The sequence below is a fragment of the Pluralibacter gergoviae ATCC 33028 = NBRC 105706 genome, from assembly GCF_001598855.1.
Taxonomy (GTDB): Bacteria; Pseudomonadota; Gammaproteobacteria; order Enterobacterales; family Enterobacteriaceae; genus Pluralibacter; species Pluralibacter gergoviae.
In genome coordinates this window covers 32,622-55,363 of sequence record NZ_BCZS01000026.1, presented here as the reverse complement: position 1 = coordinate 55,363, position 22,742 = coordinate 32,622, and the positions used below count along the sequence as shown (strand labels likewise).

23 protein-coding genes and 1 other annotated feature are annotated in these 22,742 nt (G+C 58.4%); of the genes, 15 read left to right on the top strand and 8 right to left on the bottom strand.

Annotated elements, in window-relative coordinates:
- From ENGE1_RS27220 to rpmH, 6 genes are all read right to left on the bottom strand, one after another.
- On the bottom strand, nt 1–188 hold a 188-nt coding region (locus ENGE1_RS27220), incomplete at its 3' end, for an AlbA family DNA-binding domain-containing protein (protein WP_162268900.1).
- A 172-nt stretch (nt 189–360) separates the two neighbouring features.
- The gene (gene mnmE, locus ENGE1_RS20525; RefSeq protein WP_043081413.1) at nt 361–1,725 is read right to left on the bottom strand and encodes a tRNA uridine-5-carboxymethylaminomethyl(34) synthesis GTPase MnmE; all 1,365 of its coding nucleotides are present in this window, start codon (nt 1,723–1,725) and stop codon (nt 361–363) included.
- Between the two features lie 75 nt (nt 1,726–1,800).
- The gene (gene yidC, locus ENGE1_RS20520) at nt 1,801–3,444 is read right to left on the bottom strand and encodes a membrane protein insertase YidC (protein ID WP_043081412.1); all 1,644 of its coding nucleotides are present in this window, start codon (nt 3,442–3,444) and stop codon (nt 1,801–1,803) included.
- Between the two features lie 2 nt (nt 3,445–3,446).
- The gene (gene yidD / locus ENGE1_RS27215; protein ID WP_072062246.1) at nt 3,447–3,698 is read right to left on the bottom strand and encodes a membrane protein insertion efficiency factor YidD; all 252 of its coding nucleotides are present in this window, start codon (nt 3,696–3,698) and stop codon (nt 3,447–3,449) included.
- Nucleotides 3,662–4,021 (bottom strand): ribonuclease P protein component, encoded by a 360-nt coding sequence (gene rnpA / locus ENGE1_RS27210; RefSeq protein ID WP_071883289.1) that lies wholly within the window; start codon nt 4,019–4,021, stop codon nt 3,662–3,664. Before rnpA ends, yidD begins: the two co-directional genes overlap by 37 nt.
- Before the next feature lie 17 nt (nt 4,022–4,038).
- Nucleotides 4,039–4,179, bottom strand: coding sequence for a 50S ribosomal protein L34 (gene rpmH, locus ENGE1_RS27205; protein WP_000831330.1), 141 nt, complete (start codon nt 4,177–4,179; stop codon nt 4,039–4,041).
- A gap of 609 nt (nt 4,180–4,788) precedes the next feature.
- On the opposite strand from rpmH, the gene dnaA reads away from it, so the two are divergent.
- The 13 genes from dnaA (at nt 4,789) to ENGE1_RS20450 (ending at nt 20,265) form a co-directional block, all read left to right on the top strand.
- Nucleotides 4,789–6,183 (top strand): chromosomal replication initiator protein DnaA, encoded by a 1,395-nt coding sequence (dnaA, locus tag ENGE1_RS20510; protein ID WP_043081410.1) that lies wholly within the window; start codon nt 4,789–4,791, stop codon nt 6,181–6,183.
- Between the two features lie 4 nt (nt 6,184–6,187).
- Nucleotides 6,188–7,288, top strand: a complete 1,101-nt coding sequence (gene dnaN / locus ENGE1_RS20505; RefSeq protein WP_043081409.1) for a DNA polymerase III subunit beta — start codon at nt 6,188–6,190, stop codon at nt 7,286–7,288.
- Between the two features lie 139 nt (nt 7,289–7,427).
- Nucleotides 7,428–8,501 (top strand): DNA replication/repair protein RecF, encoded by a 1,074-nt coding sequence (gene recF, locus ENGE1_RS20500; protein ID WP_043081408.1) that lies wholly within the window; start codon nt 7,428–7,430, stop codon nt 8,499–8,501.
- 28 nt (nt 8,502–8,529) lie between these two features.
- Nucleotides 8,530–10,944 (top strand): DNA topoisomerase (ATP-hydrolyzing) subunit B, encoded by a 2,415-nt coding sequence (gyrB, locus tag ENGE1_RS20495; protein WP_043081407.1) that lies wholly within the window; start codon nt 8,530–8,532, stop codon nt 10,942–10,944.
- 84 nt (nt 10,945–11,028) lie between these two features.
- A complete protein-coding gene (locus ENGE1_RS20490) occupies nt 11,029–11,442 on the top strand; it encodes a YidB family protein (RefSeq protein WP_255265521.1) in 414 nt (137 codons plus the stop codon).
- Between the two features lie 158 nt (nt 11,443–11,600).
- The gene (gene yidA, locus ENGE1_RS20485; RefSeq protein ID WP_048253557.1) at nt 11,601–12,413 is read left to right on the top strand and encodes a sugar-phosphatase; all 813 of its coding nucleotides are present in this window, start codon (nt 11,601–11,603) and stop codon (nt 12,411–12,413) included.
- Nucleotides 12,414–12,711: 298 nt separating this feature from the next.
- Entirely contained in the window at nt 12,712–14,022 is a 1,311-nt protein-coding gene (locus ENGE1_RS20480; RefSeq protein ID WP_048253558.1) for an MFS transporter, read from the top strand.
- A gap of 244 nt (nt 14,023–14,266) precedes the next feature.
- On the top strand, nt 14,267–14,956 hold the full coding sequence (gene dgoR, locus ENGE1_RS20475) for a D-galactonate utilization transcriptional regulator DgoR (protein ID WP_048253559.1): 690 nt from the start codon (nt 14,267–14,269) through the stop codon (nt 14,954–14,956).
- Nucleotides 14,953–15,831 carry a 2-dehydro-3-deoxygalactonokinase gene (locus ENGE1_RS20470; RefSeq protein WP_048253560.1) on the top strand — a complete coding sequence of 293 codons (879 nt, stop codon included), beginning with the start codon at nt 14,953–14,955 and terminating at the stop codon, nt 15,829–15,831. Before dgoR ends, ENGE1_RS20470 begins: the two co-directional genes overlap by 4 nt.
- On the top strand, nt 15,815–16,432 hold the full coding sequence (locus tag ENGE1_RS20465) for a 2-dehydro-3-deoxy-6-phosphogalactonate aldolase (RefSeq protein WP_045289124.1): 618 nt from the start codon (nt 15,815–15,817) through the stop codon (nt 16,430–16,432). The genes ENGE1_RS20470 and ENGE1_RS20465 overlap by 17 nt, the downstream gene beginning before the upstream one ends.
- Entirely contained in the window at nt 16,429–17,577 is a 1,149-nt protein-coding gene (dgoD, locus tag ENGE1_RS20460) for a galactonate dehydratase (protein WP_048253561.1), read from the top strand. Before ENGE1_RS20465 ends, dgoD begins: the two co-directional genes overlap by 4 nt.
- Nucleotides 17,578–17,693: 116 nt before the next feature.
- Entirely contained in the window at nt 17,694–18,986 is a 1,293-nt protein-coding gene (locus tag ENGE1_RS20455; protein WP_048253562.1) for an MFS transporter, read from the top strand.
- A 55-nt stretch (nt 18,987–19,041) separates the two neighbouring features.
- Nucleotides 19,042–20,265, top strand: coding sequence for a DUF3748 domain-containing protein (locus tag ENGE1_RS20450; RefSeq protein ID WP_048253563.1), 1,224 nt, complete (start codon nt 19,042–19,044; stop codon nt 20,263–20,265).
- A gap of 1 nt (nt 20,266) precedes the next feature.
- Here ENGE1_RS20450 and ENGE1_RS20445 read toward each other — a convergent pair whose 3' ends face one another.
- Nucleotides 20,267–20,599 (bottom strand): YceK/YidQ family lipoprotein, encoded by a 333-nt coding sequence (locus ENGE1_RS20445; protein WP_072159951.1) that lies wholly within the window; start codon nt 20,597–20,599, stop codon nt 20,267–20,269.
- A gap of 222 nt (nt 20,600–20,821) precedes the next feature.
- Nucleotides 20,822–20,896: a sequence feature (ROSE (Repression Of Heat Shock gene Expression) occurs in the 5'-region of heat shock genes and acts as an RNA thermometer to modulate expression.), on the top strand.
- On the opposite strand from ENGE1_RS20445, the gene ibpA reads away from it, so the two are divergent.
- The gene (gene ibpA, locus ENGE1_RS20440; RefSeq protein WP_045289128.1) at nt 20,890–21,303 is read left to right on the top strand and encodes a small heat shock chaperone IbpA; all 414 of its coding nucleotides are present in this window, start codon (nt 20,890–20,892) and stop codon (nt 21,301–21,303) included. Its footprint overlaps the feature before it by 7 nt.
- A gap of 106 nt (nt 21,304–21,409) precedes the next feature.
- Complete coding sequence (gene ibpB, locus ENGE1_RS20435) at nt 21,410–21,838, top strand: small heat shock chaperone IbpB (RefSeq protein WP_043081401.1); 429 nt, start codon at nt 21,410–21,412, stop codon at nt 21,836–21,838.
- Nucleotides 21,839–21,845: 7 nt separating this feature from the next.
- On the opposite strand, the gene ENGE1_RS20430 is transcribed toward ibpB, so the two are convergent.
- A complete protein-coding gene (locus ENGE1_RS20430) occupies nt 21,846–22,736 on the bottom strand; it encodes a helix-turn-helix transcriptional regulator (protein WP_048253564.1) in 891 nt (296 codons plus the stop codon).
- Nucleotides 22,737–22,742: the final 6 nt, after the last annotated feature.

Here is a 22,742-nt window from a genome sequence, read left to right as displayed (position 1 = left end):
ACTGCGCCAGATTCCAACCCCAATACTGAGCCATCATCCTCTACGCCAATAAACAATTGACCACCACCGCTGTTGGAAAAAGCCGCCAACTCAGCGGCTATACTGTCAACATTAGTCGCATCACGTTTGAACTGGTGGCGGCTATCCTCACCCAGAGCCAGTTGACGCAGGAGTTCGGCTTCAGTCATTGGCAACATAGTCCTTATGTAGTGAACAATTCGCGGTCTAGCGAAGCTAGATGTTGAGATCAGAAAAAAATCTTGTCCAGTAATAATAATTGGCCAGGCTTTCAACGAAAGTCCCGCATAACAATCAGCTATGCGGGATATGTGGAAAGAATGGATGATTACAGACGAAGCGCTATTTCCCGATACAAAAGCTCGAAAAAATCCTTCCCAGCAAATCATCAGAGGTAAATTCGCCGGTGATCTCGCTCAGGCTCTGCTGCGCCAGGCGCAGCTCCTCCGCCAGCAGTTCGCCGGCCCAGGCGCCGATCAGCTGGGCTTTGCCCTGCTGCAGGTGCTCTGCGGCAATCTCCAGCGCCTGCAGGTGGCGGCGGCGGGCGAGGAAGCCGCCCTCCATGCTGGTATCGAAGCCCATGCTCTGCTTGAGGTGATCGCGCAGCACCTCTACGCCTTCGCCCTGGCGGGCGGAGAGGCGAATAAGTGAGTGACCGTTTACTTCCGTCAGGCCGGCTGCTTCGCCGGTAATATCCGCCTTGTTACGCACCACGGTGATCGGCAGATTTGCCGGCAGGCGGGCGATAAAGTCCGGCCAGATGGCGGCCGGATCGACGGCGTCGGTAGTGGTGCCGTCGACCATAAACAGCACCCGATCCGCCTGCTCGATCTCCTGCCAGGCGCGCTCAATGCCGATGCGCTCCACTTCGTCGCTGGCCTCGCGCAGCCCGGCGGTGTCGATGATGTGCAGCGGCATGCCGTCGATATGGATATGTTCGCGCAGCACGTCGCGGGTGGTGCCGGCGATATCGGTGACGATGGCCGCTTCGCGCCCCGCTAATGCATTGAGTAGGCTGGATTTACCGGCATTTGGCCGCCCGGCAATCACCACCTTCATCCCTTCGCGCAGCAGGCTGCCCTGGCGCGCCTCGGCGCGCACCGCGTCCAGGTCGGCCATTACGCCATTAAGCTGGGCCTCGATTTTGCCGTCGGAGAGGAAGTCTATCTCCTCGTCCGGGAAGTCGATGGCTGCCTCTACGTAGATGCGCAGGTGAGTAAGTGCTTCCACAAGGTGATTAACGCGGTTTGAAAAGGCCCCCTGCAGCGAGCCCATCGCCGAGCGCGCCGCCTGCTCGGAGCTGGCGTCAATCAGGTCGGCTATGGCTTCCGCCTGGGCCAGATCGAGCTTATCGTTGAGAAACGCCCGCTCGGAGAACTCGCCGGGCCTGGCGATGCGCACGCCGGGCAGGGTCAGAATACGTTTCAGCAGCAGATCGAGAATAACCGGGCCGCCGTGGCCCTGCAGCTCCAGCACGTCTTCCCCGGTAAAGGAGTTCGGGCCAGGGAACCATAGCGCGATGCCCTGATCCAGCGTACTGCCCTGCGCATCGCGAAAGGGCAAGTAGTCGGCGTAGCGCGGCTTCGGCAGCTTGCCCAGCACCGCCTCTGCGACCTCGCGGGCCTGCAGGCCGGAGACGCGCAGAATGCCGACGCCACCGCGTCCGGGAGCGGTTGCCTGGGCTACAATCGTGTCGTTATGGTTCATGGCGTTTTCTCTTACTCTCAAAAATAAAAAAGGCGGTCATCTGACCGCCTTCCATTTTAGCTATCGCTTACCGAATCAGGACTTTTTCTTATCACGGCTGTGCAGGCCACGCTTTTCCAGACCGCGGTAGATCAGCTGCTGCTGAATGATGGTCACCAGGTTGCTGACGATATAGTACAGCACCAGACCGGACGGGAACCACAGGAAGAAGACGGTAAAGATGACCGGCATAAAGGTCATGATCTTCTGCTGCATCGGGTCGGTCACGGTGGTCGGCGACATCTTCTGGATGAAGAACATCGTCACGCCCATCAGGATCGGCAGGATGTAGTACGGGTCCTGCGCCGACAGGTCGTGGATCCACAGGGCGAACGGCGCGTGGCGCAGCTCGATGGAGCCCATCAGCATGTAGTACAGCGCAAGGAAGATAGGCATCTGAATAATCAGCGGGAAGCAGCCGCCCAGCGGGTTCACTTTCTCCGCCTTATACAGGGCCATCATCTCCTGGCTCTGGCGCTGCTTATCGTCGCCCAGACGCTCACGCATCGCCTGAATCTTCGGCTGCAGCATGCGCATCTTCGCCATCGAGGTGTACTGCGCCTTGGTCAGCGGGTACATGATACCGCGCACGATAAAGGTGATGACGATGATCGAGAAGCCCCAGTTGCCGAGGAAGCTGTGGATGAACTTCAGCAGCTTGAACAGCGGCTGGGAGATAAACCACAGCCAGCCGTAGTCAACGGTCAGATCCAGATGCGGCGCCACGGCGGCCATCTTATCCTGAATTTCCGGGCCGACCCACAGGGTGCTGCCGGTGGTCAGGATCTGACCCGGCTGTACCAGCACCGGCTGCGACTTATAGCCGATGGCGGCAATGCCGTTACCCAGGTTCGTCGTGTAGAAGTTGCTGGTGGTATCGCTGTGCGGCACCCACGCGGTAGCGAAGTACTGCTGCAGCATCGCTACCCAGCCGCCTTTCGCGCTGAGGTTCAGGTTTTCGTTATCGGCAATGGTGTCGAACTTATACTTCTCATACTTCTCGTCCGGCGTGGAGTAGGCCGCGCCGCGGAAAGTGTGCAGGGCAAAGTTGCTGCTGCCGGTGTCACGATGCTTAGGCAGATTGATGGACTGCTTCAGCTGGCCGAAGGTGGAGACCTCCAGCGGCTTCTCGCCGACGTTCTTCACGTTGTAGTCCACGTTCACCGCGTACTCGCCGCGCTTGAGTACGAAGTTCTTGGTGAAGGTGTTGCCCGCTTTGTCGGTATAGGTCAGCGGAATGGTCAGCGTGTTCTGGCCGTCTGCCAGCACGAACGCATCTTTATCAACGTTGTACAGCGGACGCGGGCCGTTAGCCGGGTTGTCCGGGCCGTCGCGACCGGTCAGGCCGCTCTGCGCCTGATAGATAAACTCCGGCGTGGTTTCCAGCAGCTGGAACGGTTCGCTAGAACCCAGCTCTTTCGGGTACGCCAGCAGGTGCGCCTGCTCAACATCACCACCGCGGGTGTTGATGGTCAGCTCAAGCACGTCGGTCTTAACGGTAATCAGTTTCCCCTGGCCACTGGCCGGTACGCCCTGGTCGGCGGCGCTACCCGCTGCGGTGGTCGTAGTCTGCGTGGTCTGTGGCTCGGGCTGAGGATTTTTATCCTGCTCCCATGCCTGCCAGATCATGAAAGACACGAACAACAAAGCGATGACTAGAAGATTGCGTTGCGAATCCATCGTTAGTGTTCTCTGGTTTTAGATGGTGGGACGGGGTCGTCTCCACCCGGGTGTAAAGGGTGGCATTTTAATACGCGTTTCACCGTCAACCAACTGCCTTTTATCACTCCGAACCTGCGCAATGCCTCAATTCCGTATTGCGAGCAGCTGGGAGTGAAACGACAGTGCGGCCCGAGTAGCGGACTAATCAGGCGCTGATAGACCCGAATAAGGGCTATCAGGAGCCGTGAGCCAGGCGACAGTGACGGCGCCATAGTTTTTCCAGTGCTTCCGTCAGCGCCCGGTTATCGAGGTCAGCGACCCCTCTTTTCGCCACCACCACGAAATCCATAGCCGGAAGTTCGTGCTGACGCAGGCGAAAGCTTTCACGCGTCAGACGTTTAATCCGATTGCGTTCATGGGCGCGCTTGACGTTTTTCTTGGCGACGGTGAGACCGATACGGGGATGCCCCAGCGAATTCAGGCGGCCGAGAATAGTGATTTGCGGCGTGCCAGCCCGTTGCGGCTGCTGGAAGACGAAAGTGAAATGAGTGGGAGTTAGCAAACGTAACTCCCTGGGAAATGCGAGCTTAACCACGCAGGGGTTAGCTTTTATTACTTGGAAACGGTCAGACGAGCACGGCCTTTAGCACGACGACGTGCCAGAACCTGACGACCATTTTTAGTAGCCATACGAGCACGGAAGCCGTGAGAACGGTTGCGCTTCAGTACAGACGGTTGAAAAGTGCGTTTCATGGCGATTTCTACCTAAACTTGAATAAATTCACTGACTTTTGCGTATACCCGAACGAGTTTCGAACGACTTACGCCTCAGCGTGGGTGATTAAAGAGGCCGGATTGTAATAATTGTACACTCCGGAGTCAATTCTCTTTACCTTGTTTCCCGCGTATTTCCGCACGTTTTCACGTGAAAAACGCCGGGAAAATGCGCGTCGTCCGATGCAGGATCTCGGGCACCACGCACCGGGTTGGCGATTATACGTTCTGCCCGGCAAAGCGCAAGGATCGCCGGGATCTTTGTAAGATCATTTAAGTACTAAAAAGGCGGCAGAGAGTAAATTTTCCAATATTGCGGCAGAAATCGACCGCAGCGCAGGCAGGATCGTTTACACTTAGCCGGTCCGGATCCCTGCCTGTGGATAACCAGGCAATAATCTGTGAGAAACAGAAGATCTCTGGCTCAGTTTAGGCTATGATCCGCGGTCCCGATCGCGATCCTCGATCCTGAACGGAGTAGCTAATCGCTGATAGCGGTTCGCGCGTTACCCTTATGCACAGGGTCTTTTCAACGCGTGTCACAATCATTATTTCAGTTTCACCCTTTTTGTTCGAGTGGAGTCCGCCGTGTCACTTTCGCTTTGGCAGCAGTGTCTTGCCCGATTGCAGGATGAGTTACCAGCCACAGAATTCAGCATGTGGATCCGCCCTTTGCAGGCGGAACTGAGCGATAACACGCTGGCCCTGTATGCGCCAAACCGTTTTGTGCTCGATTGGGTAAGGGACAAATACCTGAATAATATCAATGGACTGCTCAACGATTTCTGCGGGGCGGATGCGCCGCTGCTGCGCTTTGAAGTGGGCGCCAGGCCCGTTACCCGCACGCTTAAAGAGCCTGCTCAGGTTGCCGCTCAGGCACAGGCGCCGGTGCACGTGGCGCGCGCGGCTCCGGCCGCACGTCCCGGCTGGGATAACGTTCCAGCACCGGCAGAGCCCTCCTATCGCTCTAACGTTAACGTTAAGCACACCTTCGATAACTTCGTGGAAGGTAAATCAAACCAGCTGGCCCGGGCGGCGGCGCGTCAGGTCGCGGACAACCCTGGCGGCGCCTATAACCCGCTGTTCCTCTATGGCGGCACGGGTCTGGGTAAAACCCACCTGCTGCACGCCGTCGGCAATGGCATCATCGCCCGCAAGCCGAACGCGAAAGTAGTGTATATGCACTCCGAGCGCTTCGTGCAGGACATGGTGAAGGCCCTGCAGAACAACGCCATTGAAGAGTTTAAGCGCTACTACCGCTCCGTTGACGCGCTGCTTATCGATGACATCCAGTTTTTTGCCAATAAAGAACGATCCCAGGAAGAGTTTTTCCACACCTTCAACGCCCTGCTGGAGGGCAATCAGCAGATCATCCTGACCTCCGATCGCTATCCGAAAGAGATCAACGGCGTTGAGGATCGTCTGAAATCGCGCTTTGGCTGGGGCCTGACGGTGGCGATTGAGCCGCCGGAGCTGGAAACCCGCGTGGCGATCCTGATGAAGAAGGCCGACGAAAACGACATCCGCCTGCCGGGCGAAGTCGCGTTCTTTATTGCCAAACGCCTGCGTTCCAACGTTCGCGAACTTGAGGGCGCGCTGAACCGCGTTATCGCCAACGCCAACTTTACCGGCCGGGCGATCACCATCGATTTCGTGCGCGAAGCGCTCAGGGATCTGCTGGCGCTGCAGGAAAAGCTGGTCACCATCGACAATATTCAGAAAACGGTGGCGGAGTACTATAAAATTAAGGTCGCCGATCTGCTCTCCAAGCGGCGATCCCGCTCGGTTGCGCGTCCGCGCCAGATGGCGATGGCGCTGGCCAAAGAGCTGACCAACCACAGCCTGCCGGAAATCGGCGATGCGTTTGGCGGCCGCGACCATACGACCGTGCTCCACGCCTGCCGCAAGATAGAGCAGCTGCGTGAAGAGAGCCACGACATTAAAGAAGATTTTTCCAATTTAATCAGAACATTATCTTCGTGACGCTATGAAATTTACCGTTGAACGTGAACATTTGTTAAAACCGCTGCAGCAGGTAAGTGGTCCGTTAGGCGGCCGCCCGACGCTGCCTATTCTCGGCAACCTGCTGCTGCAGGTGGCTGACGGTACCCTGTCGCTGACCGGGACCGATCTTGAGATGGAAATGGTCGCACGCGTCGCGCTGATTCAGCCGCACGAGCCGGGCGCCACCACGGTGCCCGCGCGCAAGTTCTTTGATATTTGCCGCGGACTGCCCGAAGGTGCCGAGATCGCCGTGCAGCTGGAGGGCGACCGTATGCTGGTGCGCTCCGGGCGCAGCCGCTTCTCGCTCTCCACGCTGCCCGCCGCCGACTTCCCGAACCTCGACGACTGGCAGAGCGACGTCGAGTTTACGCTGCCGCAGGCGACCATGAAGCGCCTGATCGAAGCCACCCAGTTCTCGATGGCCCATCAGGACGTGCGCTACTACTTAAACGGCATGCTGTTTGAGACCGAAGGCGAGGAGCTGCGCACCGTCGCCACCGACGGCCACCGCCTGGCGGTCTGCTCGATGCCTATCGGCGTCTCGCTGCCGAACCATTCGGTGATCGTGCCGCGTAAAGGCGTGATTGAGCTGATGCGTATGCTCGACGGCGGCGAAAACCCGCTGCGGGTGCAGATCGGCAGCAACAATATCCGCGCCCACGTCGGCGACTTTATCTTCACCTCCAAGCTGGTGGACGGCCGCTTCCCGGACTATCGCCGCGTGCTGCCGAAAAACCCGGACAAGCACCTGGAGGCGGGCTGCGACATTCTCAAGCAGGCCTTCGCCCGCGCGGCGATTCTCTCCAACGAGAAGTTCCGCGGCGTGCGCCTTTATGTGAGCGAGAACCAGCTCAGGATCACCGCCAACAACCCGGAGCAGGAAGAGGCGGAAGAGATCCTCGACGTCACCTATCCCGGCAGCGAGCTGGAGATCGGCTTTAACGTCAGCTACGTGCTGGACGTGCTCAACGCCCTGAAGTGCGAAAACGTCCGCATTCTGCTGACCGATTCCGTATCCAGCGTCCAGATTGAGGATGCCGCCAGCCAGAGTGCCGCCTACGTCGTTATGCCAATGAGGCTGTAGGAAATAGCGGGCTATCTTACTTGTTATTCTGGTTCCGGGCAGTGCTCGCAATCCTCACGTACTTCAGTACGCTCCGGTTGCTCCGCGCTGGCCGAAACCAGACTAACTGCGCCGATTACGCCCTGGGTATGAGTTAAGCATGTCACTGACTCGATTACTGATTAAAGATTTTCGCAACATCGAGAGCGCGGATCTCGCGCTCTCTCCCGGTTTTAATTTTCTCGTCGGCGCTAACGGCAGCGGTAAAACCAGCGTGCTGGAGGCCATCTATACCCTCGGCCACGGCCGGGCGTTTCGCAGCCTGCAAATCGGCCGCGTCATTCGCCACGAGCAGGATGCCTTCGTGCTGCACGGCCGCCTGCAGGGCGAGCAGCGCGAGATAGCCATCGGGCTTACCAAGGACAAGCAGGGCGACAGCAAGGTGCGCATCGACGGCAGCGACGGCCACAAGGTCGCCGAGCTGGCGATGCTGATGCCGATGCAGCTGATCACCCCGGAAGGGTTTACGTTACTCAACGGCGGCCCCAAATACCGCAGAGCGTTCCTCGACTGGGGCTGCTTTCACAACCAAACCGGCTTCTTCACCGCCTGGAGCAACCTCAAGCGGCTGCTCAAGCAGCGCAATGCCGCCCTGCGGCAGGTGAGCCGCTACGCCCAGCTGCGCCCGTGGGACGCGGAGCTTATCCCGCTGGCGGAGCAGGTCAGCCGCTGGCGGGCCGAATACAGCGCGGCGATTGCCGCAGACATGGCGGATACCTGCAAACAGTTTTTGCCCGAGTTCGACCTCAGCTTCTCCTTTCAGCGCGGCTGGGAGAAAGAGACGGACTACGCCGAGGTGCTGGAGCGCGGCTTTGAGCGCGACCGGATGCTGACCTACACCGCCCACGGCCCGCACAAGGCGGACTTTCGCATCCGCGCCGACGGCGCGCCGGTGGAAGATACCCTGTCGCGCGGCCAACTTAAGCTACTGATGTGCGCGCTTCGGCTGGCGCAGGGCGAGTTTTTAACGCGCGAGAGCGGGCGACGCTGCCTGTATCTCATTGATGATTTTGCCTCTGAGCTGGATGATGCCCGCCGCGGCCTGCTGGCGAGCAGGCTGAAGGCCACTGAATCTCAGGTTTTTGTCAGCGCCATCAGCGCTGAACACGTTATGGACATGGCGGACAAAAATTCGAAGATGTTCAGCGTAGAAAAAGGTAAAATAGCGGATTAACCCAAGTTGAAATGAGCGAGAAACGTTGATGTCGAATTCTTATGACTCCTCCAGTATCAAAGTCCTGAAAGGGCTGGATGCGGTGCGTAAGCGCCCGGGTATGTATATCGGCGATACGGATGACGGCACCGGTCTGCACCATATGGTATTCGAGGTCGTGGATAACGCTATCGACGAAGCGCTCGCGGGTCACTGTTCTGATATTGTCGTCACTATCCATGCCGACAACTCCGTCTCCGTTCAGGATGACGGCCGCGGCATTCCGACCGGCATTCACCCGGAAGAGGGCGTCTCCGCTGCGGAAGTGATCATGACCGTCCTGCACGCGGGCGGCAAATTTGACGATAACTCCTATAAAGTCTCCGGCGGCCTGCACGGCGTGGGCGTCTCGGTGGTTAACGCCCTGTCGCAGAAGCTGGAGCTGGTGATCAACCGCGAAGGCCAGATCCACCGCCAGATTTATGTTCACGGCGTTCCGGAAGCTCCGCTGGCGGTGACCGGCGAAACCGAGAAGACCGGGACCACCGTGCGCTTCTGGCCGAGCCTGGAAACCTTCACCAACGTTACCGAATTTGAATATGAAATCCTCGCCAAGCGCCTGCGCGAGCTTTCGTTCCTGAACTCCGGCGTCTCTATTCGCCTGCGCGATAAGCGCGACGGTAAAGAGGATCACTTCCACTACGAAGGCGGCATCAAGGCGTTCGTTGAGTATCTCAACAAGAACAAAACGCCGATCCACCCGAATATCTTCTACTTCTCCACCGAAAAAGACGGTATCGGCGTGGAAGTGGCGCTGCAGTGGAACGACGGTTTCCAGGAAAACATCTACTGCTTCACCAACAACATTCCGCAGCGCGACGGCGGCACCCACCTGGCGGGCTTCCGCGCGGCGATGACCCGCACCCTCAACGCCTACATGGATAAAGAGGGCTACAGCAAGAAGGCGAAAGTCAGCGCCACCGGCGACGACGCCCGCGAAGGCCTGATTGCCGTGGTGTCCGTCAAGGTGCCGGATCCGAAGTTCTCCTCGCAGACCAAAGACAAGCTGGTCTCCTCCGAGGTGAAATCCGCCGTTGAGCAGCAGATGAACGAGCTGCTGAGCGAATACCTGCTGGAAAACCCGTCCGACGCCAAAATCGTCGTCGGCAAAATTATCGACGCGGCCCGCGCCCGCGAAGCGGCCCGCCGCGCCCGCGAAATGACCCGCCGTAAAGGCGCGCTGGATCTGGCCGGCCTGCCGGGCAAACTGGCGGACTGCCAGGAGCGCGACCCGGCGCTGTCTGAACTGTACCTCGTGGAAGGGGACTCCGCGGGCGGCTCTGCCAAGCAGGGCCGTAACCGCAAGAACCAGGCTATCCTGCCGCTGAAGGGTAAAATCCTCAACGTCGAGAAAGCGCGCTTCGACAAGATGCTCTCTTCCCAGGAAGTGGCGACCCTTATCACCGCGCTCGGCTGCGGCATCGGCCGCGACGAGTACAACCCGGATAAGCTGCGCTATCACAGCATCATCATCATGACCGATGCCGACGTCGATGGTTCGCACATCCGCACCCTGCTGCTGACCTTCTTCTATCGCCAGATGCCGGAGATCGTCGAGCGCGGCCACGTCTACATCGCCCAGCCGCCGCTGTACAAAGTGAAGAAGGGCAAGCAGGAGCAGTACATCAAAGACGACGAGGCGATGGACCAGTACCAGATTGCCATCGCCCTTGACGGCGCGACCCTGCACACCAACGCCAGCGCCCCGGCGCTCGCGGGCGAAGCGCTGGAAAAACTGGTGGCCGAATATAACGGCACCCAGAAGATGATTGGCCGCATGGAGCGCCGCTTCCCGAAAACGCTGCTTAAGGAGCTGGTCTATCAGCCGACCCTGAGCGAAGCCGACCTCAGCAATGAGCAGACCGTTACCCGCTGGGTGAACGCCCTGGTCACCGAGCTGAACGAGAGCGAGCAGCACGGCAGCCTGTGGAAGTTCGACGTGCGTGAAAACGCCGAACAGCAGATCTTTGAGCCGATTATCCGCGTGCGCACCCACGGCGTGGACACCGACTATCCGCTCGATCACGAGTTTGTTACCGGCGCGGAGTACCGCCGCCTCTGCACGCTGGGCGAGAAGCTGCGCGGCCTGATCGAAGAGGACGCTTTCATCGAGCGCGGCGAGCGCCGCCAGCCGATTGCCAGCTTCGAGCAGGCGCTGGAGTGGCTGGTGAAAGAGTCCCGCCGCGGCCTCTCCGTCCAGCGCTACAAAGGTCTCGGTGAAATGAACCCGGAACAGCTGTGGGAAACCACCATGGATCCGGAAAGCCGCCGCATGCTGCGCGTGACCGTCAAAGACGCTATCGCCGCCGATCAGCTGTTCACCACCCTGATGGGCGATGCGGTCGAGCCGCGCCGCGCGTTTATCGAAGAAAACGCCCTGAAGGCGGCGAATATCGATATTTAAGCAGCACGATGTCGAACAGCCGCACCTTCCCGTGCGGCTTTTTTTTAGCCAGTGCTAACGTTATTGCGTATTCTGGCTGCAATCATTAAAGGAGGAGGTTGTATGGGACTTTTTGATCAGGTTGCCGGCATGTTGGGCGGCGACGCGGCAAAATATCAGGCGATCCTGAGCTGGGTGAACGAGCAGGGCGGCGTCCAGGCGCTGCTGGACAGGCTGCGCAATGGCGGCCTTCACGATATCGTGGAGTCGTGGCTCAGCAACGATGCGACGAATCACCTTATCAGCAGCGAGCAGGTCACGGCGGCCCTGGGCAGTCCGGCGGTCGCGGCGCTCGGCGCGAAACTGGGCATTGATACTACCGCCGCCGCGTCCATGCTGGCGCAGTACCTGCCGAAGGTTATCGACGCGCTGTCGCCGCAGGGTGAAGTGACCGCCGACTCCGGCAGCGATCTGCTGGCGGCAGGCATGAATCTGCTGAAGGGCAAGCTGTTTAGCTGATCCGCCATCCGGGCAGCGCACTTCGCCCGCTGCCCGCAGCCCGGCCGAAAAGAGGCTGCGGCCGCCATTTCTGCTCCCCGTTTAAGACGGACTCTGCTACTGTTTTTTGAGCTAAATCGCGTTAGCATGAGTAAGAACATACTGATATCGGGGATCCTATGGCTATCAAACTGATTGCAATCGACATGGACGGAACGTTGCTGCTGCCCGACCACACTATCTCTCCGGCGGTGAAGCAGGCCATTACCGCCGCCCGCGAGCGCGGCGTGAAGGTGGTGCTCACCACCGGGCGGCCCTACGCGGGCGTGCACCGCTACCTCGAAGAGCTTGGCATGAACCGACCCGGCGACTACTGCATCACCTACAACGGTGCGCTGGTGCAAAATGCCGCCGACGGCAGCACGGTGGCGCAAACCACCCTGAGCTATGACGACTACCGCTATCTGGAACAGCTGGCCCGCGAAGTGGGCTCTCACTTCCACGCCCTGGACCGCAACTACCTCTACACCGCCAACCGCGATATCAGCTACTACACGGTGCACGAGTCCTACGTTGCCACCATTCCGCTGGTGTTCTGCGAGGCGGAGAAGATGGATAAAGATATCCAGCTGCTGAAGGTGATGATGATCGACGAGCCGGCGATTCTGGACGATGCGATTACCCGCATTCCCGATGAGGTTCGGGAAAAATATACGGTGATGAAAAGTTCGCCTTATTTTCTGGAAATCCTCGACAAGCGCGTCAATAAGGGAACCGGCGTGAAGTCGCTGGCCGAGGTGCTGGGCATTGAGCCTGACGAAATCATGGCCCTGGGCGATCAGGAAAACGACATCGCGATGATCGCTTTTGCGGGCGTTGGCGTGGCGATGGATAACGCGATCCCCGCCGTTAAAGCGGCGGCAAACTTCGTGACCAAATCTAACCTTGAGGACGGCGTGGCATACGCTATTGAGAAATTCGCGCTGAACTAGCCTCCGGCCTTTCTCTTCTGACCCGCTCCTGGAGCGGGTTTTTTATGCCTCCTTTCTACTGAAGTAACATTCCTGCAACTTAATTGCTGTTTTTGTGATCTCGGTTGTAGTGCAATATTGTTATTTTGTACTACATTTTTATAACTTCATGGTCAATGAGCGCTGGGTTCTGCATCCGCAACGCAAGCGGTTTAAGCGCCAGGAAATAAATGTGCGTCACCATACAATAATAATTTTATTTATTTCACAACGTCAGCTCTTTCCTCGGGCAGAAGAGAGAATGATGAGGTCATTACGTATGAACACTGAATTCTGTACATCTGTATTAAAAAAACTCAATAGCAAAATAATTCCTTTTATTATCATATGCTATTTTGTAGCTAACCTCGATAAAACCAATATATCTATCGCAGCATTGCAAATGAATGCTGATTTAGGTCTGAGCGCCAGTATGTATGGTCTCGGTGTGGCTATGTTTTACATCTCGTACATCATTTTTGAAATACCCAGCAATATTATTATGACAAAGGTGGGAGCGAGAATATGGATTGCGAGGATTATGATCACCTGGGGAATTGTTAGCGCCGGGTTATCTCTTGTACAAACGCCCACCCAGCTCTACATTATGCGATTTCTGTTAGGGATGGCAGAGGCGGGATTTGCCCCCGGGATCATTTACTATATTTCATGCTGGTTTCCTCAAAGCAACCGCGCACGGGCGATGTCATTTTTCTACATGGGTTCGGTGCTTGCCTCCATTATTGGCCTACCGCTGTCAGGAACCATTCTGAACATGCATGGTATCGCCGATATTGCCGGCTGGCGCTGGTTATTCGCTATTGAGGGGCTTCCGGCAATGGTCCTCGGGGTTCTGGTACTCCGGTTTTTGCCGTCAAAACCGCAGGATGCGCGCTGGTTGTCTCCTTCAGAAAAGCAGTGGCTGATCGCCCGACTGGAGAGTGATAATCAAAATACCGTCATCGCAAAGCATCACTCCATTATTGAGGTACTAAAAAACAAAACGGTACTATTGCTGAGTCTGGTGTGGTTCCTGCAGGCGTTTGGTTCGATTGGCATTACGCTCTTTTTACCCTTAATTCTGAAAAGCATTGCCAGTGAGCAAAGTAATTTTATTATCAGTTTGCTCTCTTCGATACCGTTTATTCTCGCGTGTGTCTTTATGTATTTTAACGGTCGGCACTCTGATTTAACGAAAGAGCGGTCGCTGCATATGGGACTGCCGCTGATTTTCTCCGGGATCGCGCTGGCAATTGCTATTTACTCCGGCAGCCTGCTGCTGTCCTATATTATGCTGGTATTGACGGTTGGCTTTAATTTTGCGCTAACGCCGGTGTTCTGGGCCGTAACGACGCAGAAACTGGCCGGCGTCGCGGCGGCGGCATCAATTGCCTTTATCAATACTATTGCAAATTTCGTCGGCCTCGGGCTACCGCCGGTATTAGGAAAGATAAAAGATGTCACCCATAGCTATCACAGCGGGCTGCTCATTGTGGCCATTGCGCTGATCGCCGGCGGCATTATAGGCATTGCCGTTTCCCGCCCGGGAAGAAACTCCCCCGATAAACGCCCCTTGCAGGCTCTTCAATAAGCATCTCCATGCCGGAAAGTGAGCCTGCTGAGGCGGTTTACAGCCCGCAGGCGTAGCTATAGCGGATGGCGCTGGGACGTTATTAGTCTGTTTTGTGATCTGCATTGTAGTACAATACATGTATGTTGTACTACATTATCGTCAATGAGAGGGCAGGAGAGTGACTTGTGTACTGCAAAACCGAAGCGAAATTCAGCGGTCGCGGGTAAAGTAATTCCGCACACATAAAGCAGAAGGACTCTCCATGACCCTGAATAAAACCGACCGCATCGTCATCACGCTCGGGCAGCAGATCGTCAGCGGCAAATATGTCCCCGGCGCGTCGCTGCCCGCCGAAGCAGAGCTTTGCGAGGAGTTTGCCACCTCGCGCAACATCATTCGCGAGGTTTACCGCTCGCTGATGGCAAAGCGGCTGATTGAGATGAAGCGCTATCGCGGCGCGTTTGTAGCCCCGCGCAACCAGTGGAACTACCTCGACAGCGACGTGCTGCAGTGGGTGCTGGCAAATGACTATGACCCGCGGCTTATCGGCGCGATGAGCGAAACGCGTAACCTGGTCGAACCCGCTATTGCCCGCTGGGCGGCGGAGCGGGCCACCTCCAGCGATCTGGCGCAAATCGAGTCGGCGCTGAACGACATGATTGCCAACAATCAGGATCGCGACGCGTTTAACGAAGCCGATATTCGCTACCACGAGGCGGTACTGGCATCGGTACACAATCCGGTACTGCAGCAGCTGAGCGTGGCCATCAGCTCGCTGCAGCGGGCGGTATTTGAACGCACCTGGATGGGCGACGAGGCCAACATGCCGAAAACCCTCCAGGAGCATAAGGCGCTGTTCGATGCTATCCGGCATCAGGACGGCGACGCGGCAGAGCAGGCGGCGCTCACTATGATCGCCAGCTCCACACGAAGGCTAAAGGAAATCACATGACGTCACGCTACATCGCTATCGACTGGGGATCGACCAACCTGCGCGCCTGGCTGTATGAGGGCGACGAGTGCCGGGACAGCCGGCAGTCAGAAGCAGGCGTGACCCGGCTCGGCGGGCGCCCCCCGCAGGCGGTGTTAGCAGAGGTCTCCGAAGGCTGGCGCTGCGGAACAACGCCGGTGATCATGGCAGGCATGGTCGGCAGCAACGTCGGCTGGCAGAACGTGCCCTACCTGCCGGTACCTGTCGCGTTTTCAGACATCGGTCAGCGGCTGACTGAAGTGGCCGACGGCGTCTGGATTGTGCCCGGCCTGTCGGTCTGCGGTGACGACAACCATAACGTGATGCGCGGCGAAGAGACCCAGCTGCTCGGCGCCCGCCAGATCCAGCCCTCCTCGCTGTACGTCATGCCCGGCACCCACTGCAAATGGGTGCAGGCCGACGACCGGCAGATACTCGATTTTCATACTGTGATGACCGGCGAGCTGCACCATCTCCTGCTGCAGCACTCGCTGGTGGGCGCGGGCCTGCCGGCACAAGAGGCTGCGCCAGCGGTTTTCGCCGCCGGCCTGGCGCGAGGCCTCGACGATCCCCTTCTGCTGCCGCAGCTTTTTGAAGTTCGCGCCCGCCACGTGCTGGGCTGCCTGCCCCGTGCGCAGGTGAGCGACTTTCTCTCCGGTCTGCTGATCGGCGCGGAGGTCGCAGCCATGTGTGCGCGCCTTCCTGACCGGCAGGCCGTCACGCTGGTGGCCGGTACCGCCCTGGCGGACCGCTACCGGCAGGCGCTCGGCGCCGCCGGACGTACGGTCTCCGTCGTCTCCGGCGACAAGGCTTTTCAGGCAGGCATAAGGAGCATTATTCATGCAGTGGCACACTAATCTTCCGCTGATCGCTATCCTGCGCGGCATCACGCCCGCCGAGGCTCGCGATCACGTTTCGGCCCTTCTTGAGGCCGGATTTGACGCCGTTGAGATCCCGCTTAACTCCCCGGAATGGGAGAAAAGCATTGGCGATATGGTGGCTACCTTCGGCGAAAAGGCGCTTATTGGCGCAGGAACAGTACTCAAGCCGGAGCAGGTCGACCGCCTGGCCGAGCTGGGCAGCCGGCTGGTGGTTACGCCCAATACCGAGCCTGCGGTGATCCGCCGGGCCGTTGCCCAGGGAATGACGGTCTGCGCGGGCTGTGCCACCGCCTCAGAGGCCTTTGCCGCGCTCGACGCGGGCGCCCAGGCGCTGAAAATTTTTCCTTCTTCGGCCTTCGGCCCCGGCTACATCAAAGCGCTGAAGGCGGTACTTCCCGCAGAGGTGCCGGTATTTGCCGTCGGCGGCGTCACGCCGGAAAACTTAGGCGAATGGTTAAGCGTCGGCTGCATCGGTGCCGGGCTCGGCAGCGATCTGTATCGCGCAGGCCAGGACGTCGCGCGCACCGCGCGGCAGGCGGCAGCATTTGTAAAAGCGTATCGAGAGGCAGTGCAATGAAAATAACCAGACTTACCACTTACCGTTTACCCCCGCGCTGGATGTTCCTGAAGATTGAAACCGATGAAGGCATCGTCGGCTGGGGAGAGCCGGTGATCGAGGGCCGCGCGCGCTCGGTGGAGGCCGCCGTGCAGGAGCTTGGCGATTATCTGATTGGCCAGGATCCGGCGCGCATCAACGACCTCTGGCAGGTGATGTACCGCGGCGGCTTCTACCGCGGCGGACCTATTCTGATGAGCGCCATTGCCGGTATCGATCAGGCGCTGTGGGATATCAAAGGCAAGGTGCTGAACGCCCCGGTGTGGCAGCTGATGGGCGGCCTGGTGCGCGACAAAATTAAGGCCTACAGCTGGGTCGGCGGCGACCGCCCGGCAGAGGTTATCGACGGCATTACAAAGCTGCGCGGTATCGGTTTTGACACCTTCAAGCTCAACGGCTGCGAAGAGATGGGGATGATTCATAACTCCCGCGCGGTAGACGCCGCCGTGCATACCGTGGCGCAGATCCGCGAAGCCTTCGGCAGCGAGATTGAGTTCGGCCTCGACTTCCACGGCCGGGTCAGCGCCCCGATGGCAAAAGTGCTGATCAAAGAGCTTGAGCCTTACCGACCGCTGTTTATTGAAGAGCCGGTGCTGGCCGAGCAGGCGGAATACTATCCGCGCCTGGCGGCGCAAACCCACATTCCAATCGCCGCCGGCGAGCGCATGTTCTCCCGCTTTGAGTTCAAGCGAGTGCTGGAGGCGGGCGGGCTCGCCATTCTGCAGCCGGACCTGTCCCACGCTGGCGGTATCACCGAGTGCTACAAAATTGCCGGCATGGCCGAGGCGTACGACGTCGCGCTGGCCCCGCACTGCCCGCTCGGTCCCATTGCGCTGGCCGCCTGCCTGCACGTTGACTTTGTCTCGCACAACGCGGTGTTCCAGGAGCAGAGCATGGGCATCCACTACAACAAAGGCGCGGAGCTGCTCGACTTCGTCAAAAACAAGCAGGACTTCAGCATGGAAGGCGGCTTCTTTAAACCGCTGATGAAGCCGGGTCTCGGCGTTGAGATTGACGAAGAGAAAGTTGTTGAGATGAGCAGGCAGGCGCCCGACTGGCGCAACCCGCTGTGGCGCCACGAAGACGGCAGCGTCGCAGAGTGGTAAGACGCACTCCCTGAGCCCGGCAGTACCCCAAAATAAATCATAAAAAACATAACCCTCTGTAACTACAGGGCACGGTGAGCGGCTTCGCCGTGCCTAAAATCTGGAGAGAGACAGCGATGGATATTTCCGTTACCGCTGCAAAACCCGGCCGCCGCCGCTACCTGACGCTGGCCATGATCTTTATTACCGTGGTCATCTGCTACGTTGACCGCGCCAACCTCGCCGTCGCCTCGGCCCATATTCAGCAGGAGTTCGGCATCAGCAAGGCGGAAATGGGCTACGTCTTTTCCGCTTTCGCCTGGCTCTATACGCTCTGCCAGATCCCCGGCGGCTGGTTTCTCGACCGCGTCGGCTCCCGGCTGACCTACTTTATCGCCATTTTCGGCTGGTCGGTGGCGACACTGCTGCAGGGCTTCGCCAGCGGGCTGATGTCGCTGATTGGCCTGCGCGCCGTTACCGGCATTTTTGAAGCGCCGGCGTTTCCCACCAATAACCGGATGGTCACCAGCTGGTTTCCGGAGCACGAGCGCGCCTCGGCGGTGGGCTTTTACACCTCCGGACAGTTTGTCGGCCTGGCCTTTTTAACGCCGCTGCTTATCTGGATCCAGGAGCTGCTGAGCTGGCACTGGGTGTTTATCGTTACCGGCGGGATCGGCATTATCTGGTCGTTCATCTGGTTTAAGGTGTATCAGCCGCCGCGTCTGACCAAAAGCGTTACCCCTGCGGAGCTTGCGTATATTCGCGACGGCGGCGGGCTGGTGGACGGCGATGCGCCGGTGGAGAAGGCCGAACGCCGGCCGCTGACCCGCGCCGACTGGAAGCTGGTGTTTCATCGTAAGCTTATTGGCGTCTATCTCGGCCAGTTTGCCGTCACCTCCACCCTGTGGTTCTTCCTCACCTGGTTCCCCAACTATCTGACCCAGGAGAAGGGCATTGCCGCCCTTGAGGCCGGCTTTATGACCACGGTGCCGTTCCTGGCCGCCTTCGTCGGCGTGCTGCTCTCCGGCTGGCTGGCGGACAAGATGGTGAAAAAAGGCTTCACCCTCGGCGCGGCGCGCAAGACGCCGATTATTTGCGGGCTGCTGATCTCCACCTGCATAATGGCTGCCAACTACACCAGCGATCCGCTGTGGATCATGATCCTGATGGCGATCGCCTTCTTCGGCAACGGCTTTGCCTCCATCACCTGGTCGCTGGTCTCTTCTCTGGCGCCGATGCGCCTGATTGGCCTGTGCGGCGGCATGTTTAACTTCGTCGGTGGCCTCGGGGGCATCACCGTGCCGCTGGTCATTGGTTATCTTGCCGAAGATTACGGCTTCGGCCCGGCGCTGGTCTATATCTCGGCGGTGGCGCTTATCGGCGCGCTCTCTTATCTCCTGCTGGTCGGAGAGGTAAAACGGGTAGGCTAACGCGCCGGCTTGCTATACCCTGATGCGAAAACCGCGCATCAGGGCCCTTTTATCCATGAAGCAAATCACCTTCGATCCCCGCAATCACCAGCTTACCAATACCCGCACCTGGACCGCGGACAGCCAGTGGCTGGTCTATGACGTCCGCCCTGCCGGCGCTTCCTTTACCGGCGAGACTATCGAGCGAGTCAATGTTGATACCGGCGAGATCGAGGTGATTTATCGCGCCCCCGCCGGGGCCCACGTCGGCGTGGTGACGGTGCATCCGGCGGAAGATCGCTACGTCTTTATCCACGGCCCGGAAAATCCGGATGCAGACTGGCGCTATGATTTTCACCACCGCCGGGGCGCGGTGAGCGCCGGCGGCAGGGTCAGCAATCTCGACGCAATGGACATCACGCCGCCTTATACGCCGGGCGCGCTGCGCGGCGGCAGCCACGTCCACGTCTGGAGCCCGGACGGCGGGCTGGTCAGCTTTACCTATAACGACCACGTTCTGCATGAGCGCGATCCGGCGCTGGATCTGCGCAACGTCGGCGTCGCCGCGCCTTTTGGCCCGGTAGTTCCCGGCGGAAATCATCCCCGCGAGTACGCGGGCAGCTGCTGGTGCGTGCTGGTCAGCCGCACGACGCCATCGCCGCGGCCCGGCAGCGACGATATCGATCGCGCCTATGAAGAGGGCTGGGTCGGCAGCCGCCGGCTGGCCTTTATCGGCGATACGCGTTCGGCGAGCGGTGAAAAGGTGCCGGAGCTGTTTATCGTCACGCTGCCGCAGGATGAGGCTGGCTGGAAGCGGGCGGGCAGCGGGCCGCTGTGCGGCACCGACAGTGCCATGCCGGCGCCGCCGGCGGGCGTGGTTCAGCAGCGGCTGACCTTTACCCACGACAGAAAATATCCGGGCCTGGTCAATGTCCCGCGCCACTGGGTGCGCAGCGATCCGCAGGGTCAGCAGATTGCTTTCCTGATGCGCGATGAGAGCGGCGTGGTCCAGCTGTGGCTGATTGCGCCGGACGGCAGCGGCCTGCGCCAGCTGACCCGCAGCAGCGGCATTCAGTCGGCGTTTAACTGGCATCCGTCGGGAAACTGGCTGGGGTTCGTGCTGGAAGGACGCATTGCGCTGGCGGACGCCCGCAGCGGCGAAATCCGCTTTTTGACGCCCGATCGTGAAAATCCGCCGTCGCCCGATGCGGTGGTGTTTTCCCCGGACGGGCGGCAGGTGGCGTGGATGCAGGAGACCGACGGTTTTCGCCAGCTGTGGACGGCGCCCGCGGTCGTCTGACTCAGCGCGCGGACATTTCCGCAGGCGGGATCACCGCGTTTGTGGCCTGATTGGCCTGCTCGCTCTTTTCCACCCGGCTCTTCACCGAGTCGTCGGTGCGGAACAGATCCCAGGGCAGTAGCAGGGTATCCATTAGCGCGGTGAACGGCATATCAATGGCCACTAGCGATTTGGTGCCCCAGCCGTTGCTGTCGTCACCGAGCATGCCGGCGCTGGCCCGGGTGCCAGGATAGGTCCCCTCCTTGCCGCCCGTATGTGACATGACGCTGGAGCATCCCGCCAGCGCGATCATCCCCGACCATAAAACAGGTTTAAGCAGAAACGTTTTCATCATGAGTTTTCATCATTGTCGGCACTCTGAATGCCTGTAAAGCGGGGTTATAGCCGCCCGCCAATAAAATGAGTAGTCCCTGAACAGCGCTCTGTGGCGCCTGTCGCACTTTCCAGTCTATGCCCTGAGCCAGAAAGTGCAAAAAATAAGATCGGCACTCTTGAAAATTGTTCCCCGGCACCCATTTTACTTACAAGGCCAATAAGGAACTCGCCTGCGGGGTGTTCCGGCTAAAATCGACCTGTCCACGATGGAAGGTCAGTAAACTCTCGCTGATTTCAGGAGCTTAAAATATGCGTAACTTCGATCTCTCTCCGCTTTATCGTTCAGCCATTGGTTTCGACCGTCTGTTCAACCTGCTGGAAAATAACCAGAGCCAGGGGAACGGCGGCTATCCTCCGTATAACGTTGAGCTGGTAGACGAAAACCACTACCGCATCGCAATTGCCGTCGCCGGATTTGCCGAAAGCGAACTGGATATTACTGCCCAGGATAACCTGCTGGTGGTGAAAGGCTCCCATGAAGCCGAGCAGAAAGAGCGCACCTATCTTTATCAGGGCATTGCCGAGCGCAACTTCGAGCGCAAATTCCAGCTCGCCGACAATATTCATATTAAGGGCGCGAACCTGGTAAACGGCCTGCTCTATATCGAGCTTGAGCGCGTTATTCCGGAAGCGAATAAACCGCGCCGTATCGAAATTAACTGATTCCCCGCGGGCGGCAGCGCCGCCCGTATATACCGTGCTCGCCGTCAGGGAGCATCTGCGAATTTTTTCGCAGGCATCAACTCGCTTCTCAGAAGGAGAATAAACTATGCGTAACTTCGATTTATCCCCCATGCTGCGTCAGTGGATCGGCTTCGATAAACTGGCCAACGCTATGCTGAATACGGGCGAAGCCCAGGGCTTTCCGCCGTACAACATCGAAAAAAGCGACGATAATCACTACCGCATTACCCTTGCGCTGGCGGGCTTTCGCCAGGACGATCTCGACATTCAGCTCGAAGGTACCCGCCTTGCCATCAAGGGTACGCCGCAGAAGCCGGACAGCGAGCCGAAGTGGCTGCACCAGGGGCTGGTCACCCAGCCGTTCAGCCTGAGCTTCACTCTGGCTGAGCATATGGAGGTCTCCGGCGCGACCTTCACCAACGGCCTGCTGCATATCGACCTGACCCGCAACGAGCCGGAAGCAATCGTCCCGCAGCGTATCGCCATTAGCGAGCGCCCGGCGCTGCACAGCTAATCTGCGCTTATCCGCGAAGCCCCGAATTTTCGGGGCTTTTTTGCGCCCTCAGCAGCACCGAAGGCGCCACGCCAAACTTTCGCTTGAATGCCTTACTGAAGTGAAAGGCATCAAAAAAATTGAGCATGTCTGCCACTTTACCCACCGTCTGCCCCTCCTGCTTCAGCAGGGAGTGCGCCAGCTCAAGCCTCGCATCGAGGTAGTACTCCTTCGGCGTTTTGCCGGTATAGCGCAAAAACAGCCGCCGCAGGTGCTGTTCGCTGCACTGCATTTTTTGCGCCATCGCCTGTACGCTCCAGTTTTCCCGCAAATCACTGTGCAGGATCGATAAAAGATTTTCTATTTGCAGCAGCTGCGCATCTTTTTTACCGTTTTCGGAGATAAGACAGATCCACTGATAAATCATTTTTGCCAGGAAGGCGACCGCCAGATTATTCTTTAGCGGATCTTTTTCCGCGATCATTTCCGCGACATCGGCTAATTCACGATTAAATAAATCGCCGCTATAGATCGTCCCGATTTGTAATAGCGGAATTTCCATGGCGCTGGTTGGAGTGAACTCCATCCAGTATTGCTCCCACAGCAGACCCGCGCAACAGTAGGCTTGTATATCCGTTGGCTTTAAAAAGACAATGCAGTTGCCGTTGAGGATAATTTCCCGCCCGTTGCGCAGCAGCAGTTTGCCGCAGCCCTGCAGGGTATAGATAGCCACCCAGGAGTTAGGGATCAGCGGTTTGCGCTTGTCCCTTGGCCAGATCACCCGATAGCTCTCATCGGCCAGCGTGTGCCACAGCGAGATTAACGAGATACCGCTGGAGATCACGTTTTCATCAAGAACTAGCGGAATATTGTAGGTTATTTCGTTTTTTACATGCGAAAACTGGCTTTTTCCATTCATTTTATT